The sequence below is a fragment of the Vulcanococcus limneticus LL genome (assembly GCF_943369875.1).
GTDB lineage: Bacteria > Cyanobacteriota > Cyanobacteriia > PCC-6307 > Cyanobiaceae > Vulcanococcus > Vulcanococcus limneticus_A.
This window is the reverse complement of sequence record NZ_CALROT020000008.1, coordinates 72829-86108: the sequence shown is the minus strand read 5'-3', so window position 1 is coordinate 86108 and position 13280 is coordinate 72829. Positions and strand designations below refer to the sequence as shown.

The following is a 13280-nucleotide window of genomic DNA, read 5'->3' as shown; positions in this document are numbered from 1 at the left end:
TCGCCGGCGGGTCAGTCGCGTGACGCGCCGTTGACCAATTTAAAGCCAACGGCAGCAAAGACAAGTCAGCCGGAAATCCATGGCCCGTTTCAGGCAGAACGGCATCCTTCGACACATTGACAAGGCAGCAACTACGGGCAGACTCCCCGCAACCGAGTTGATCGGATGCACGCCAGGGATGCGGTTTTCCTTGAGGATCTGTGCCCCAAACTTCGTGTTCGCCGCTGGAGACAATCTCTCCACACATTTACGGATCAAAGCTGCATCTATTGCGGCAGTCCATCCGAGTCCATTGATCATGTGCTGCCGCGCAGCCGCGGCGGCCTGAGCGTCACCGAAAACTGTGTGCCGGCCTGCCTGGCCTGCAACGGTCGCAAAAGTGACACCGACGCCTTCGACTGGTACCGGCGCCAGCGCTTCTACGATCCCCGCCGCGCCATGGCCATCCGGGCCTGGATGGACGGGGATCTGCGGCTGGCCCTGCGGCTGCTGCAGTGGGCCAGCCCCCAGGCCAGCGCTGCGCCGAGCCGCCACAACGACAACCGTGCGCGTAGCGACAACCGGAACACCCACAACGGCGGCGACCCCGGCTGGGTGTTCCAGGCCGCCTGAGGGCTCTACCAGACGCGACAGGCGGCCTCGCCGTTGTGGCGCTGGCAGATGGCGGCCTCGGCCGAGGGCTGCTCCGGCGCCAGCACGGCGGCCGCGGCCAGCAGGACCGCCACCAGCCAGGCCAGGGGCCAGCCGCCGGCCCTGGCCTGACGGCCCGCCTGGGACCGCGCGGCGCCAGGGCGACGGCCGCCGCGCCGGGCGCACCAGCGCCGGCCCGCCAGGACTGCAGGGCTGGTGCGCGGGCCGCGGCTGGGGCCGCCCAGCGGAGCAAGAGGAGTAGAGAGACAGGACGCGGCCATCGATCGGGATCGCGGTGTGATACATCTGTACTCATGGCTTCCTGGGCTGTCAACCCGGCGACCGGCGCGACTGTCGCCGCGACTGAGACCGCGACTGCAGCGATGAACCCCTCGACGACTCCCGCCAACCCCGCGGCGGATCCAGCGGCGCTGTCTCAGGGGCTGCCGGCGGACGCCTCGGTGCTGGTGCTCGGAGGTGGCTACACGGGCCGGCGCTTCGCCGCCGCCCTGGGGCCGCTCGGGACCAGCGTGACCCTCACCCACCGGGGCCCGGAACCACCCGAAGCGGACGCCCCCGGCCGGCGCTGGCTGCGCCTGGATCCGGCCGAAGGAGTCGTGCCCACGGCCGAGCAACTGGCGGGCACCAGCCATGTGCTGGTGACGATCCCCCCCGATGGCGAGGGCCGGGACCCCGCCCTGGAGGCCCTCGGCCCGCTGCTGCGGCAGCTGCCCCTGGAATGGCTGGGGTACCTCTCCACCACCGGCGTCTACGGCGATCTGCAGGGGGCCTGGGCCGACGAAGGCACGCCGCCCAACCCGGGCCTGGGGCGCAGCCGGGCCCGCCTGGCCTGCGAGCGGGCCTGGCTGGGCAGCGGCCTGCCGGTGCAGAGCTTCCGGCTGCCGGCCATCTACGGGCCGGGCCGCAGCCCCTTCCAGGGCCTGCTGATGGGCCAGGGGCGGCTGGTGCACAAGCCGGGCCAGGTCTTCTGCCGCATCCACGTGGACGACATCGTGGGGGCGCTGCTGCACGGCCTGGCCCTCCCGCCCCAGCGCCGCCCCGCCGTGGTCAACGTGAGCGACGACGCCCCCTGCCCCTCCAGCGAGACCCTCGGCTATGCCGCCCACCTGCTGGGCTGCCCGCTGCCGGCGGTGCAGCGCTACGCAGACGTGGCCCCCCACATGAGCCCGATGGCCCTGAGCTTCTGGTCCGAGAACCGACGGGTCAGCAACCGGCTGCTCTGCCAGGAGCTGGGCTACCGGCTGCGCTACCCCAGCTACCGGGAGGGATTCCGGGCCTCCCTGGCGGAGGAGCGGGCGACGGCCTCGGCCCAGGCCACCACGCCAGCCTCGGCCGCTGACCGGCCTGCCCCTGGGGCTGGACCGGAGCCGGGCTCCAGGATGCCGACCTAACGGCGGGTCGCCGGGGCCGGGGGCCGGTCCGGATCCGGCACGAAGGGCACGCCGGCATCGTGGAGCAGGCGGTCCCAGCGCAGCTCCACCCAGCCGTTGCGCACCCCGCTCACCAGGGCGAACAGCAAGCCACCGAGAAGCAACCAGCGCAGCATGGACCCATCGCCGACCAGCCCCGACGCTAGGCAGGGGCGCCTCGCCCTCAGCCTGGGGGATCCCGCCGGCATCGGCGCCGAGGTGACCCTCAAGGCCCTGGCGGCCCTGGCCCATCGAGACGGCCCCGGGGGCTGGACCGGGTCGTCGGGCCCGCTGCTGGTGGGCTGCCGCCGCTGGCTGGAGGACACCTACCGGACCCTGCGGGCGACGGGCGGGGAGTCGCTGCTGGACCCTGCCGAGCTGGAGATCCTGGATCTGCCCCTGGAGGCACCGGTGGGGCCGGGGGCCGGCGGTGCCGCCAGCGGAGCGGCCAGCTTCGCCTGGCTGACGGCCGCCACCGACCTGGTGCGCCAGGGCCGCTGCCGCGCCCTGGTGACGGCGCCGATCGCCAAGCACGCCTGGCATGCCGCCGGCCACACCTATCCGGGCCAGACGGAGCGCCTGGCGGAGCTGGCCGGGGTGGCGGAGGCCTCAATGCTGTTCACGGCCCGCTCCCCCCACGGCGGCTGGCGGCTGAACACCCTGCTGGCCACCACCCACATCCCCCTGGCCGCCGTGCCCACCGCGCTCACGGCGGAGCGGCTGGAGGCCAAGCTGGAGGTGCTGCTGGCCTTCTGCCGGCGCTTCCGGCCGAGGCCGCGCCTGGCGGTGGCCGGACTCAATCCCCACGCCGGCGAGGCGGGCCAGCTGGGCCGGGAGGAGCAGGACTGGCTGATCCCGCTGCTGCAGCACTGGCGGGCCCGGCACCCCGAGGCGGAGCTGCTGGGGCCCCTGCCGCCCGACACCTGCTGGCTGGAGGCGGGGGTGGCCTGGGGGGGCGGCAGCCGGGAGGCCGCCGCCGACGGCTACCTGGCGCTGTACCACGACCAGGGCCTGATCCCGGTGAAACTGCTGGCCTTCGATCAGGCGGTCAACACCAGCCTGGGGCTGCCATTCCTGCGCACGTCCCCGGACCACGGCACGGGCTTCGCCATCGCCGGCCGCGGCATCGCCCGGGGGGCCAGCATGGCGGCGGCCCTGGAGACGGCCCGGGAGCTGGGCTGACCCCGGGCTCCACGGAGGTGATCAGCCGGGCTTGACCCGCATCAGCACCTGGCCGAATTCCACGGGGGTGCCGTTCTCCACCAGGATCTCGACCACCTCGCCGCTGACCTCGCTCTCGAGCTCGTTCATGAGCTTCATCGCCTCGAGGATGCAGACGGTCTGGCCGACGGCGATGCGGGCGCCCAGGTCCACGAAGGAGGGCTCGCCCGGGGCGGGGGAGCGGTAGAAGGTGGCCACCATCGGGGCCGTGATCTCCACCAGGTCGCCGCGGACGGCGGGGGCGGTGGGGGGCGCCGGCGAGGGGGTGGCGGGCAGCACCGGGGCGGCCACGGCCGGGGCAGCGGCCTGCATCACCACCTGGGGCTGGGCCGCCGGCAGGTTGCGGCGCAGTTCCAGGCGGAAGTCGTCGCCCTCGAGCTTGAGCTCCTGGATGTCGCTCTCACCCAGCAGGGTGATCAGCTCGCGAAGCTGGTTGTGGTCGAGCTGCATGGCGATCAGTTCTCGCGGCCGAGGTAACTATCGGTGCGGGTGTCGATCTTGATCTTCTCGCCGATCGACAGGAACAGGGGCACCATGACCTGAGCGCCGGTCTCGACGATGGCGGGCTTGGTGCCGCCAGTGGCGGTGTCGCCCTTGACGCCGGGGTCGGTCTGGGTGATCTCGAGCACCACCGAGTTGGGCAGTTCCACCTCCAGGGGCTTGCCGTTCCAGTAGACGACGCTCACCTCCATGCCTTCCTTCAGGTACTTGCGCTGGTCGCCGATCTGCTTGGCGGTCAGGCGGGTCTCCTCGTAGGAGCCCATGTCCATGAACACGTAGTCGTCGCCCTCCATGTAGGTGTGCTGGAGGGTGGCCTTGTCGAGCTGGGCCTGGGGCACGGTCTCGCCGGCCCGGAAGGTCTTCTCCACGACGTTGCCGCTCTGCACCGCCTTGAGCTTGGTGCGCACGAACGCCGATCCCTTGCCGGGCTTCACGTGCAGGAATTCCACGACGCGCCAGACCTGGCCATCCAGCTCGATCGTGGTGCCGGTCCGAAAATCGTTGCTCGAGATCATTCCGGCAGAACGGGATCGCCGGATTGTACGGCTGTGCCAGAGTCCAGACAGAGACAGGGGCGGGCCATGGATCCCAGGCAGGCGGCGGCGGTATCCCGAACAGCCCGGGCGCTGTCAGAGCCGGTCTCCGCGGCGTGGGGAGCGGTCCCGGTGGTGTCTGCAGCCGCCGACACGGTGTCCTGGTGGACAGCGGGCCTGGGCGCCCTGACCCCCTGGGGCGCGGGGCTGCAACGGCTGGTCCTGGGCGGCGCGCTGCTGGCCTGCCTGGTGCTGGGCCAGCTGCTGGCGGCCCCGCTGGCCCTGGCGGCCCTGCCCCCCGGCAACGCCGTGACCGATCCGGCCGCGATCCTGCGGGATGCCCTGCCGATCCAGGCCAGGGATCTGCAGGAGCTGCAGCACCGGCTGGAGAGCACCAGCGACGACCTGCGCTCCAAGCGCTGGACCGCCCTGGCCGGCACGGTGCGCCGCAGCCAGACCCTGCTGACCAGCCGCCGCGACGCGATTCTCAAGGACCTGCCGGAATCGGCCAGGGCGGAGGGCGAACGCCTGCTGGACCAGCTGCAGACCCAGCTCCAGACCCTGACCGGTTCCAGCGAAGCGGCCGATCGCGAGGCCTTCCTGGCCGATCGCCGCGGCGCCCTGACGACCGTGGGCGACCTGGAGGCGTTGCTGGTGGGGGCCTTCCCCTTTGAGATTCCGGCCGAATTCGCGGCCCTGCCCCGCCTGCTGGGCCGCGCCACCGTGGAGATCGAGACCAGCAAGGGCACCCTCACCGCCGTGGTCGACGGCTACAACGCCCCCCTCACCGCCGGCGCCTTTGTGGATCTGGTGCAGAAGGGCTTCTACGACAAGCTGCCCTTCACCCGGGCGGAAGACTTCTACGTGCTCCAGACCGGCGATCCCGCCGGTCCGGCCGAGGGCTACACGGATCCGGCCACCAAGACGGAGCGCACGGTGCCCCTGGAGATCCGGGTGCCCGGCCAGGACGCCCCCTACTACAACCACACCTTCGAGGAGCTGGGCCTGTTCAAGGCCACGCCGGTGCTGCCCTTCGCCACCCTGGGCACCCTGGGCTGGGCCCACTCCGATGCGGCCCTGGACGATGGCTCCTCCCAGTTCTTCTTCTTCCTTTACGAAGCCGAGCTGACCCCCGCCGGTCTGAACCTGGTGGATGGTCGCTACGCCGCCTTCGGCTACGTGGTGGACGGCTTCGACGTGCTGGAGGAGCTGGGCGTGGACGACAAGATCCTGCGGGCCCGGGTGGTGGACGGCACCGAGAACTTCCAGGCCCACGCCTAGGGCCCGGCCCGGGTACAGCCGATGGAGGGGCCCCTGCAGCAGCCCGTGGAGCGCCTGGCGGACCTGGGCGAATGGGAGCTGCTGCGCCGGCTGGCCCGCTACGCCCCGCCCGGCCAGTTCGACGATGACGCGGCCCTGATCGCAGACCGCCAGGACACGGCCCAGGGGGGCATGGCCGGTCGGCGCCCGGCCGATCTGGTGGTCAACACCGACGTGCTGGTGGAGGGCATCCACTTCAGCGACGCCACCATGGATCCCGCCGACCTGGGCTGGCGCGCCAGCGCCGCCAACCTCTCGGACCTGGCGGCCATGGGCTGCCGCGAAGTGGTGGGCCTGACGGTGGGGCTGGTGGCACCGGCCCGGACGCCCTGGCCGTGGGTGGCCGGGGTGTACGACGGCCTGCGCCAGAGCCTGGAGCACTACGGCGGCACCCTGCTGGGCGGCGACTGCAGCGGCGGCGGCCAGCGGCTGCTGGCGGTGACGGCCCTGGGGCGCCTGGGCCGGGGCCCGATCCGGCGCCGCGACGGGCGGGCGGGCGACTGGCTGGTGAGCACCGGGCCCCATGGCCTCAGCCGGCTGGGCCTGGCGCTGCTGCTGGGGGAGCTGGATCCGATCGCTGCCGGGCTGGAGGCGGAGCTGTGCCAACGGGCGATCACCGCGCACCAGCGCCCTCGCCCCCGCTTCGACGCCGTGGCCAGCCTGGAGGCCAGCCAGCCGCCGGGCAGCCCCTGGCGGGTGGGCGGCACGGACAGCAGCGACGGCCTGGCGGCCGCCGTGGTGGCCATCGCCCGGGCCAGCGGCTGCCTGGCCCGCCTGGAACGGCGGTCCCTGCCCCTGATCCCCGGGCTGGCGGCCCTCGCCAGCGGCGAAGCCTGGTGCCTGGGGGGCGGCGAGGACTTTGAGCTGATCCTGGCCCTGGCCCCCGACTGGGCCGAAGCCCTGCTGGCGGCCCTGCCCGGGAGCCAGCGGATCGGTGCCCTGGTGGCGGAACCCGCCGCGGCCGGCGAGGCGTGGCTGGCCTGGGCAGACAGCGACGATCCCCTGCCGGAGGGCATCGCGGGGTTCTGCCACTTCCGGCCGTGACCAGGCCGCCGTGATCACGCAGCCATGGGCACGCGGCCATGAAAAAGCCGCCCCGAAGGGCGGCCAAGGGGTGCGGAGCCGACGAGTCCGGTGCAGCGGACTCAGGTGAAAGCCCTCAGGCTCACTTCCAGTTGCGGGCGACCACTTCGGCCAGATCCACCACGCGCTGGCTGTAGCCCCACTCGTTGTCGTACCAGGAGATCACCTTCACCATGTTGTCGCCCATCACCAGGGTGAGGTCGGAGTCCACGATGGTGGACTCATCGGTGCCGGCGTGGTCGCTGGACACCAGGGGCAGGTCGGAGTACTTGATGATGCCCTTCATGGCGCCCTCGGAGGCCGCCTTGAGCACCGCATTCACCTCATCGCGGTTGGTGCTGCGGCTCACTTCCAGCACCATATCCACCACGGACACGTTGGGGGTCGGCACCCGCATGGCGATGCCGTTGAGCTTGCCCTTCATCGGGGGGTAGACCAGGGCCACGGCCTGGGCGGCACCGGTGGAGGTGGGCACGATGTTCACAGCGGCGGCGCGGGCCCGGCGCAGGTCGCGGTGGGAGGCGTCAAGGATGCGCTGGTCACCCGTGTAGCTGTGGGTGGTGGTCATCGTGCCTTTCACGATGCCGAAGGTCTGGTCGAGCACCTTCACGATCGGCGCCATGCAATTGGTGGTGCAGCTGGCGTTGCTGAGGATGTCGAAATCCTCGTGGCGGTACTCGTCGGCGTTCACACCCACCACGAAGGTGCCCACACCGGCGCCCTTGCCGGGGGCGGTGAGGATCACTTTCCTGGCACCGGCCTGGAGGTGCTTGCTGGCACCCACGTCGTCGTTGAACACACCGGTGGACTCGATCACCAGGTCAACGCCCCACTCCTTCCAGGGCAGGTTGAGGGGATTGCGATCGGAGAAGCACTTGATCGCCTTGCCATTGACGATGATGGTGTCCTCGGTGGCGGACACCTCGGCATCGCGGATCCGGCCCAGCATCGAGTCGTACTGGAGCAGGTGCGCGTTGGTGCGGGGATCGGAGGTGTCATTCAGACCCACGATCTCGATGCCGGTGTTGGCTCCGCGGCTCAACCAGCAGCGCATGAAGTTGCGACCAATCCGGCCGAATCCATTGATCGCAACGCGCAGGGTCATTGGCGGTAAGCGGTGAAAGCCGCTAGCGAAGGGAGATTTGGGTGCCGATCATACAGAAATAGGCCGGCCCCCCCGGGGAGCCGCGTCCGCCCTGGCTTGGCCCGGGGCGACGGGGCGGAACCCAGCGGGCGTGCCCGCCTGACGGGGCTCCCCGTTTCGGACGGTCTCAGGGGGGACCCCGCCGAGGCGACAAGCGGGACCTCCGGGCTTAGCGTCGAGCCGACACGGAGACGCCCTTGGCCCTGACGCTCGATCGCCACCAGCCTCTCCACTTCATTGGAGTCGGTGGCATCGGCATGTCGGCCCTGGCGGGGATCCTGACGGATCGGGGCTTTGCGGTGACGGGCTCCGATCCCCGTGAGAATGCCGTTCTGCAGGACCTGCGCGGCCGCGGCGTGCGGGTGTTCCGCGAGCAGAACGCCGGCACGATCGCCGCCATCCGCAGCGGCACCTCCAGGCCACCCCTGGTGGTGGTGAGCTCCGCCGTGCCCGAGAGCAACCCCGAGCTGGCCGAGGCCCGGCGCGTGGGCCTGGAGGTGTGCCATCGCTCCGATGTGCTCGGCGCCCTGATCGCCGCCCAGCCCTCGATCGCCGTGGCCGGCAGCCACGGCAAGACCACCACCAGCACCCTGGTGGCCAGCCTGCTGCACAGCACCGACCAGGACCCCACCGCGGTGATCGGCGGCATCGTGCCGGCCTTCGCCAGCAACGGCCGCAGCGGCCAGGGCACGCTGCTGGTGGCCGAGGCCGACGAGTCGGACGGGTCCCTGGTGAAGTTCACCGCCTCCCTCGGGGTGATCACCAACCTGGAGCTGGACCACACCGACCACTACCCCGACCTGGCGGCCCTGATCGCGACCCTGCAGCGCTTCGCCCGCGGGTGCGGGCACCTGCTGGCCAACCGCGACTGCCCGATCCTGCGGGAGCACTTCCAGGCCGACAGCTGGTGGTCCACCAGCAGCGTGGAGGGCACGGCCTTCGCCGCCATTCCCCTGGAGCTCCACGGCGACAGCACCCTGGCCCGCTTCTACGAGAACGGCGAGCCGGTGGGCGAGTTCAGCCTGCCCCTGCCGGGCCTGCACAACCTCAGCAACGCCACCGCCGCCCTGGCCGCCTGCCGCCTGCAGGGCCTGTCGTTCGCGGAGCTGCGCCAGGCGATCGAATCGCTGCAGGCCCCGGGCCGGCGCTTCGACTACCGCGGCAGCTGGCATGGCCGGCTGGTGGTGGACGACTACGCCCATCACCCCAGCGAGGTGGACGCCACCCTGGCCATGGCCCGGCTGATGGTGACCAGCGGCCGCAGCCCGCTGCCGACCTGCCCCCGGCGGGTGCTGGCGGTGTTCCAGCCCCACCGCTACAGCCGCACCGCCGAGTTCCTCGCTCCCTTCGCCCAGGCCCTCAGCCAGGCCGATGCCGTGCTGCTGGCCCCGCTCTATGCGGCCGGCGAAGCCCCGATCGAGGGCATCTCCAGTGCCGCCCTGGCGGCGGAGATCCGCCGCCTGCGGCCGGAACTGACCGTGGCCGCGAGCGCGAGCCTCGACGATCTGGCGGTGGCCGTGGCCGAACACAGCCAGGAGGGGGATCTGGTGCTGGCCATGGGCGCCGGCGACGTGAACGGCCTCTGGGGCCGGCTGGACGCCCTGGAAAGCCGGGATCAGCCGCTGCCGCTGGCGGCCTGACCCATGGCGACACAGGCGGGGCCCCAGGGGTTGCGCAGGTCGGTGGGCCTGGCGGACTACACCACCTGGAAGGTGGGCGGTCCCGCCGACTGGTTCGCCGAGCCCGAGGGGCTGGAGCAGCTGACGGAACTGGTGGCCTGGGTCCGGCGCGAGGGGCTGGAGCTGCGGGTGATCGGGGCCGGCTCCAACCTGCTGGTGAGCGACGCCGGGCTGGTGGGGCTGACCCTCTGCCAGCGCCGCCTGCAGGGCAGCCAGCTCGACAGCGGCAGCGGCCTGGTGGAAGCCCTGGCGGGGGAGCCGATTCCCACCCTGGCCCGCCGGGCGGCGCGGGCGGGGCTGGCGGGCCTGGAGTGGTCGGTGGGGATCCCCGGCACCGTGGGCGGGGCCGTGGTGATGAATGCCGGCGCCCAGGGGGGCTGCACCGCCGAGTGGCTGCTGGATGCCACGGTGCTCGACCCACAGACCGGTGCCACCTTCGTGCTCACCGCCGCCGAGCTGGACTTCGCCTACCGCCATAGCCGCCTGCAGCAGGAGCCGCTGGTGGTGCTCTCGGCCCGCTTCCAGCTGGAGAGCGGCCACGATCCAGCGGCCGTGGGCCAGCGCACCAGCGCCAACCTGCACAGCCGCACCAGCAGCCAGCCCTACCAGCAACCCAGCTGCGGCAGCGTGTTCCGCAACCCCGAGCCCCGCAAGGCGGGCCAGCTGATCGAGGGGCTGGGCCTGAAGGGGCTGAGCCTGGGCGGCGCCCAGGTGTCGCCGATCCACGCCAACTTCATCGTCAACACGGGCGGGGCCAGCGCCGGCGAGATCGACCAGCTCATCGCCCTCGTGCAGCAGCGGGTGGCGGAAGCCCACGGCATCGCCCTGCACACCGAGGTGAAACGGCTGGGGCGCTTCGGGGATCTGGCCCTGGCCGCTTAGCCTGCCGCCGACCCTCTCGCTTCTCCCCGATGGCTGGCTTCGGACTCCCCAACTTCGGTCAGCTCACCGAGGCGTTCCGCAAGGCCCAGCAGATCCAGCAGGACGCGGCCAAGCTCCAGGACGAGCTCGACGCCATGGAACTGGAGGGCCAGAGCAGCTGCGGCCGCGCCAGCGTCTGGCTGTCGGGCAACCAGCAGCCCCTCAAGGTGCGCCTCGCGCCGGAGCTGGTCGCCGAGGGGGCCGAGGCCACCGAGGCCGCCACCCTGGAGGCCCTCAAGGCCGCCTACGACACCTCCACCGCCACCATGAAGGAGCGCATGGAAGAACTCACCGGCGGCCTCAACCTCAACCTGCCCGGCATGGGCGGCTGAGGGCACGGCTCAGGGCGCTCGGACCGATCAGGCTCACTCCGGCTCCGGCTCCCCCTGGCGCAGCCGTTTGCGGGAGGGCTGGCGCAGGCGCTGGTCCAGCCGGGGCTCCCGGCGGCCGCCCCGCTGCTTGAGGCCCGCTTCCGCCGGCCGCTCCCGCGCGCCGGCCGCCTGCTCCAGGCAGGCCTCCAGGCACTGCCGATAGAGGGGATACCGCTCCCAGTCGACCCCGACCACGCAGCCGGGATCGCCGCGGTGCAGGCAGTTCTTGAAACGGCAGACCCCCCGCTCCAGCCGCTGGCGGATCTCCGGGAACAGGCCCGCCAGCGCGACGGGATCAGCCGGCAGATCCGGCCGGTTGAAGCCGGGGGTGTCGGCCAGCAGGGCCCCCGGCGCCAGGGGAAACAGCTCCACGTGGCGGGTGGTGTGGCGGCCCCGCTGCAACCGCCCCGAGACGCTGCCCACCCGCAGCGCCAGATCGGGGATCAGGGCGTTGAGCAGGCTGCTCTTGCCCACGCCGGAGGGGCCGCACAACACGGCGATCCCCGGCCTCTGCAGCCGCTGGCGCAAGGGGGCGAGGCCCTCGCCCCGCAGCGACGAGACCAGCAGCGGCGGGTAGCCCCAGCCGCTGAGCCGGGCACGCCACTGCTCCGCCTGGTCCGTGGGGAGCAGATCGGCCTTGGTGAGCACCAGCTCCACCGCCACGCCGCTGCGCTCCGCCGTCAGCAGGAAACGGGTGAGCTGCAGGGGATCGGGCTCCGGCTGGGCCAGCGCCATCACCACCACCACCCGGCTGCAGTTGGCCACGGCCGGCCGCTCCAGCAGGCTGGAGCGCGGCCCCAGCGCGGCGACAGCGCCCCGGGCCGCGGCCCAGTCGATCCCCTCCACCGTCACCCGATCCCCCACGCAGATCTGCTGGCCGGTCTTGGCGAGGCGGGTGCGCCGCACGCACAGCAGCTGATCCACGCCGCCGGGCCCAGGCTGTTCCAGCCCCACGCGACAGAAATTGGCCTCCAGGGCCACCACCAGGCCCGTGGCCTGGCCAGGCCGATCGGGAGCCGGGGCGGCAGCGGAAGCCAGCGCGGGGATCTCAGCCGCCATGGCGGCGGATCAGCAGGCGCACGGCGGCGTCATCGAGGGGCTCGCCCTGCACGTGGTGGCCATCGCCCCGCAGGCCCTCGCTGACCATCTGCTCGGGTTCGCCCCGATCGAGATCCAGCTGCAGCCACGCCCCCGGCGCCAGCTTCTCGAGGGCCAGGCGTGCCCGAATGAAGTTCACCGGGCAGGGGGTGCCGCGCAGGTCCAGGCCCACAGCAGGAGTGGGGGTGGGGACCGGCTCCGGCGGGGTCACGGCGCTCAATCCCGGTGGCCGAACAGGCCGCCGAACAGACCGCTCTTGTGGGGGTGCTTGTGGCCCTTGGCGGTGTGGTGGCCGGCCAGCTGCTCCAGCAGCTCCCGCTCCTCGGCGTTGAGCTTGGTGGGGAGCTGCACCTTCACGGCGATCTGGTGGTTGCCGCGGGCCACCGGGTTGCCCAGCTTGGGCACGCCCTTGTTGGCAAGGGTGAGGGTGGCACCGGGCTGGGTGCCGGCCGGGATCTCCAGCTTCTCGGGCCCGTCCACGGTCTCCACCTCAATGGTGTCGCCCAGGATCGCCTGCAGGTAGTTGACCGTCACCTCCGAGTGGATGGTGGTGCCATCGCGCCGCAGCGTCGGGTGGGGCTGCACCGACAGGAACACGTAGAGGTCGCCGGCGGGGCCACCCCGCTGGCCGGCATTACCCTCGCCCGCCACCCGCAGCCGCGTGCCGGAATCGACGCCCGCGGGAATGTTGAGCCGCAGCTTCTTGCGCACCTGCTGCAGGCCCTGGCCACCGCAGGCGCTGCAGGGATCGGCGATCACCTGGCCGGTGCCCTCGCAGCTGGGGCAGGCGGCCACCTGAGTGAAGCTGCCGAAGGGGGTGCGGGTGGCACGGCGCACCTGGCCGGCGCCACCGCAGGTGCCGCAGGTGGTGGGGCCGCTGCCGCTCTTGGCGCCGGAGCCGCTGCAGGTGTTGCAGGTCTCCAGGTGGCGCACCTGCACCTCCTTCTCCTGGCCGAAGATCGCCTCGCTGAAGCTGATCGTCAGATCGAGGCGCAGGTCGTCGCCCTGGCGGGGGCCGCGGCGGCGGGCGCCACCGCCGGCACCGGCGGCGCCGCCGAAGCCGCTGAAGAAGGTCTCGAACAGGTCGGCGAAGCCGCCCATGTCGCCCATATCGGGCATGCCACCACCCCCGCCGAGGCCGGCCTCGCCGAACTGGTCGTAGCGGGCGCGGGTCTGGGGATCGCTGAGCACCTCATAGGCGCGGCCGATCTCCTTGAAGCGGTCCTCGGCGCCGGGATCCTTGTTGATGTCCGGGTGGTACTGCCGCGCCAGGCGGCGATAGGCCCGCTTGAGGGTGTCGGCGTCGGCGTCGCGGCTGACCCCCAGCAGGTCGTAGTAGTCGGCCATGG

The 13280-nt window shown here is 72.2% G+C and carries 16 protein-coding genes; 8 read left to right on the top strand and 8 right to left on the bottom strand.

Going from position 1 to position 13280, the window contains the following annotated elements:
* Nucleotides 1-165 precede the first annotated feature (165 nt).
* Nucleotides 166-612, top strand: a complete 447-nt coding sequence (locus ACLV7J_RS10365) for an HNH endonuclease (protein WP_411869016.1) — start codon at nucleotides 166-168, stop codon at nucleotides 610-612.
* A gap of 5 nt (nucleotides 613-617) precedes the next feature.
* Here the strand turns inward: ACLV7J_RS10365 and ACLV7J_RS10360 are convergent, their stop codons facing one another.
* On the bottom strand, nucleotides 618-911 hold the full coding sequence (locus tag ACLV7J_RS10360; protein WP_411869015.1) for a hypothetical protein: 294 nt from the start codon (nucleotides 909-911) through the stop codon (nucleotides 618-620).
* Nucleotides 912-1013: 102 nt separating this feature from the next.
* On the opposite strand from ACLV7J_RS10360, the gene ACLV7J_RS10355 reads away from it, so the two are divergent.
* Entirely contained in the window at nucleotides 1014-2042 is a 1029-nt protein-coding gene (locus tag ACLV7J_RS10355) for an NAD-binding protein (RefSeq protein WP_411869014.1), read from the top strand.
* Here ACLV7J_RS10355 and ACLV7J_RS10350 read toward each other — a convergent pair.
* Nucleotides 2039-2197 carry a hypothetical protein gene (locus ACLV7J_RS10350; protein ID WP_411869013.1) on the bottom strand — a complete coding sequence of 53 codons (159 nt, stop codon included), beginning with the start codon at nucleotides 2195-2197 and terminating at the stop codon, nucleotides 2039-2041. The two genes, ACLV7J_RS10355 and ACLV7J_RS10350, sit on opposite strands and share 4 nt — an antisense overlap.
* Between ACLV7J_RS10350 and pdxA the strand changes: the two genes are divergently transcribed.
* Nucleotides 2196-3242, top strand: a complete 1047-nt coding sequence (gene pdxA / locus ACLV7J_RS10345) for a 4-hydroxythreonine-4-phosphate dehydrogenase PdxA (protein ID WP_411869012.1) — start codon at nucleotides 2196-2198, stop codon at nucleotides 3240-3242. The two genes, ACLV7J_RS10350 and pdxA, sit on opposite strands and share 2 nt — an antisense overlap.
* A 21-nt stretch (nucleotides 3243-3263) precedes the next feature.
* Here the strand turns inward: pdxA and accB are convergent, their stop codons facing one another.
* Complete coding sequence (gene accB / locus ACLV7J_RS10340; protein ID WP_411869011.1) at nucleotides 3264-3731, bottom strand: acetyl-CoA carboxylase biotin carboxyl carrier protein; 468 nt, start codon at nucleotides 3729-3731, stop codon at nucleotides 3264-3266.
* A gap of 5 nt (nucleotides 3732-3736) precedes the next feature.
* The gene (gene efp / locus ACLV7J_RS10335; RefSeq protein WP_411869010.1) at nucleotides 3737-4297 is read right to left on the bottom strand and encodes an elongation factor P; all 561 of its coding nucleotides are present in this window, start codon (nucleotides 4295-4297) and stop codon (nucleotides 3737-3739) included.
* A gap of 234 nt (nucleotides 4298-4531) precedes the next feature.
* Between efp and ACLV7J_RS10330 the strand changes: the two genes are divergently transcribed.
* Both ACLV7J_RS10330 and thiL read left to right on the top strand, forming a co-directional pair.
* Nucleotides 4532-5596, top strand: a complete 1065-nt coding sequence (locus tag ACLV7J_RS10330) for a peptidylprolyl isomerase (protein WP_411869109.1) — start codon at nucleotides 4532-4534, stop codon at nucleotides 5594-5596.
* Nucleotides 5597-5617: 21 nt separating this feature from the next.
* On the top strand, nucleotides 5618-6679 hold the full coding sequence (gene thiL / locus ACLV7J_RS10325) for a thiamine-phosphate kinase (protein WP_411869009.1): 1062 nt from the start codon (nucleotides 5618-5620) through the stop codon (nucleotides 6677-6679).
* 121 nt (nucleotides 6680-6800) lie between these two features.
* Here thiL and ACLV7J_RS10320 read toward each other — a convergent pair whose 3' ends face one another.
* Nucleotides 6801-7823 (bottom strand): type I glyceraldehyde-3-phosphate dehydrogenase, encoded by a 1023-nt coding sequence (locus ACLV7J_RS10320; RefSeq protein ID WP_411869008.1) that lies wholly within the window; start codon nucleotides 7821-7823, stop codon nucleotides 6801-6803.
* Nucleotides 7824-8059: 236 nt separating this feature from the next.
* Between ACLV7J_RS10320 and murC the strand changes: the two genes are divergently transcribed.
* The 3 genes from murC to ACLV7J_RS10305 are packed head-to-tail and all read left to right on the top strand — an operon-like array spanning nucleotide 8060 to nucleotide 10794.
* Nucleotides 8060-9502: a UDP-N-acetylmuramate--L-alanine ligase gene (murC, locus tag ACLV7J_RS10315; RefSeq protein ID WP_411869007.1), complete on the top strand. Its 1443-nt coding sequence runs from the start codon at nucleotides 8060-8062 to the stop codon at nucleotides 9500-9502.
* A gap of 3 nt (nucleotides 9503-9505) precedes the next feature.
* Nucleotides 9506-10423, top strand: a complete 918-nt coding sequence (gene murB, locus ACLV7J_RS10310) for a UDP-N-acetylmuramate dehydrogenase (protein ID WP_411869006.1) — start codon at nucleotides 9506-9508, stop codon at nucleotides 10421-10423.
* Nucleotides 10424-10452: 29 nt separating this feature from the next.
* Nucleotides 10453-10794 (top strand): YbaB/EbfC family nucleoid-associated protein, encoded by a 342-nt coding sequence (locus ACLV7J_RS10305; RefSeq protein ID WP_411869005.1) that lies wholly within the window; start codon nucleotides 10453-10455, stop codon nucleotides 10792-10794.
* A 33-nt stretch (nucleotides 10795-10827) separates the two neighbouring features.
* Here the strand turns inward: ACLV7J_RS10305 and rsgA are convergent, their stop codons facing one another.
* Genes rsgA through dnaJ form a run of 3 tightly spaced genes read right to left on the bottom strand, consistent with a single transcriptional unit; the run spans nucleotide 10828 to nucleotide 13278 of the window.
* Nucleotides 10828-11892, bottom strand: a complete 1065-nt coding sequence (gene rsgA / locus ACLV7J_RS10300) for a ribosome small subunit-dependent GTPase A (RefSeq protein WP_411869004.1) — start codon at nucleotides 11890-11892, stop codon at nucleotides 10828-10830.
* Nucleotides 11882-12142: a sulfurtransferase TusA family protein gene (locus tag ACLV7J_RS10295; RefSeq protein WP_411869003.1), complete on the bottom strand. Its 261-nt coding sequence runs from the start codon at nucleotides 12140-12142 to the stop codon at nucleotides 11882-11884. Before ACLV7J_RS10295 ends, rsgA begins: the two co-directional genes overlap by 11 nt.
* A gap of 5 nt (nucleotides 12143-12147) precedes the next feature.
* Nucleotides 12148-13278 carry a molecular chaperone DnaJ gene (dnaJ, locus tag ACLV7J_RS10290; protein ID WP_411869002.1) on the bottom strand — a complete coding sequence of 377 codons (1131 nt, stop codon included), beginning with the start codon at nucleotides 13276-13278 and terminating at the stop codon, nucleotides 12148-12150.
* Between the last annotated feature and the right edge of the window lie 2 nt (nucleotides 13279-13280).

What these genes read in the sequence shown, in the direction of transcription:
- ACLV7J_RS10320 (WP_411869008.1), bottom strand. Translation starts at nt 7,823, where the DNA reads ATGACCCTGCGCGTTGCGATCAATGGATTCGGCCGGATTGGTCGCAAC.
- accB (WP_411869011.1), bottom strand. Translation starts at nt 3,731, where the DNA reads ATGCAGCTCGACCACAACCAGCTTCGCGAGCTGATCACCCTGCTGGGT.
- rsgA (WP_411869004.1), bottom strand. Translation starts at nt 11,892, where the DNA reads ATGGCGGCTGAGATCCCCGCGCTGGCTTCCGCTGCCGCCCCGGCTCCC.
- ACLV7J_RS10305 (WP_411869005.1), top strand. Translation starts at nt 10,453, where the DNA reads ATGGCTGGCTTCGGACTCCCCAACTTCGGTCAGCTCACCGAGGCGTTC.
- ACLV7J_RS10360 (WP_411869015.1), bottom strand. Translation starts at nt 911, where the DNA reads ATGGCCGCGTCCTGTCTCTCTACTCCTCTTGCTCCGCTGGGCGGCCCC.
- dnaJ (WP_411869002.1), bottom strand. Translation starts at nt 13,278, where the DNA reads ATGGCCGACTACTACGACCTGCTGGGGGTCAGCCGCGACGCCGACGCC.
- ACLV7J_RS10365 (WP_411869016.1), top strand. Translation starts at nt 166, where the DNA reads ATGCACGCCAGGGATGCGGTTTTCCTTGAGGATCTGTGCCCCAAACTT.
- ACLV7J_RS10355 (WP_411869014.1), top strand. Translation starts at nt 1,014, where the DNA reads ATGAACCCCTCGACGACTCCCGCCAACCCCGCGGCGGATCCAGCGGCG.
- thiL (WP_411869009.1), top strand. Translation starts at nt 5,618, where the DNA reads ATGGAGGGGCCCCTGCAGCAGCCCGTGGAGCGCCTGGCGGACCTGGGC.
- pdxA (WP_411869012.1), top strand. Translation starts at nt 2,196, where the DNA reads ATGGACCCATCGCCGACCAGCCCCGACGCTAGGCAGGGGCGCCTCGCC.
- murB (WP_411869006.1), top strand. Translation starts at nt 9,506, where the DNA reads ATGGCGACACAGGCGGGGCCCCAGGGGTTGCGCAGGTCGGTGGGCCTG.
- efp (WP_411869010.1), bottom strand. Translation starts at nt 4,297, where the DNA reads ATGATCTCGAGCAACGATTTTCGGACCGGCACCACGATCGAGCTGGAT.
- ACLV7J_RS10350 (WP_411869013.1), bottom strand. Translation starts at nt 2,197, where the DNA reads ATGCTGCGCTGGTTGCTTCTCGGTGGCTTGCTGTTCGCCCTGGTGAGC.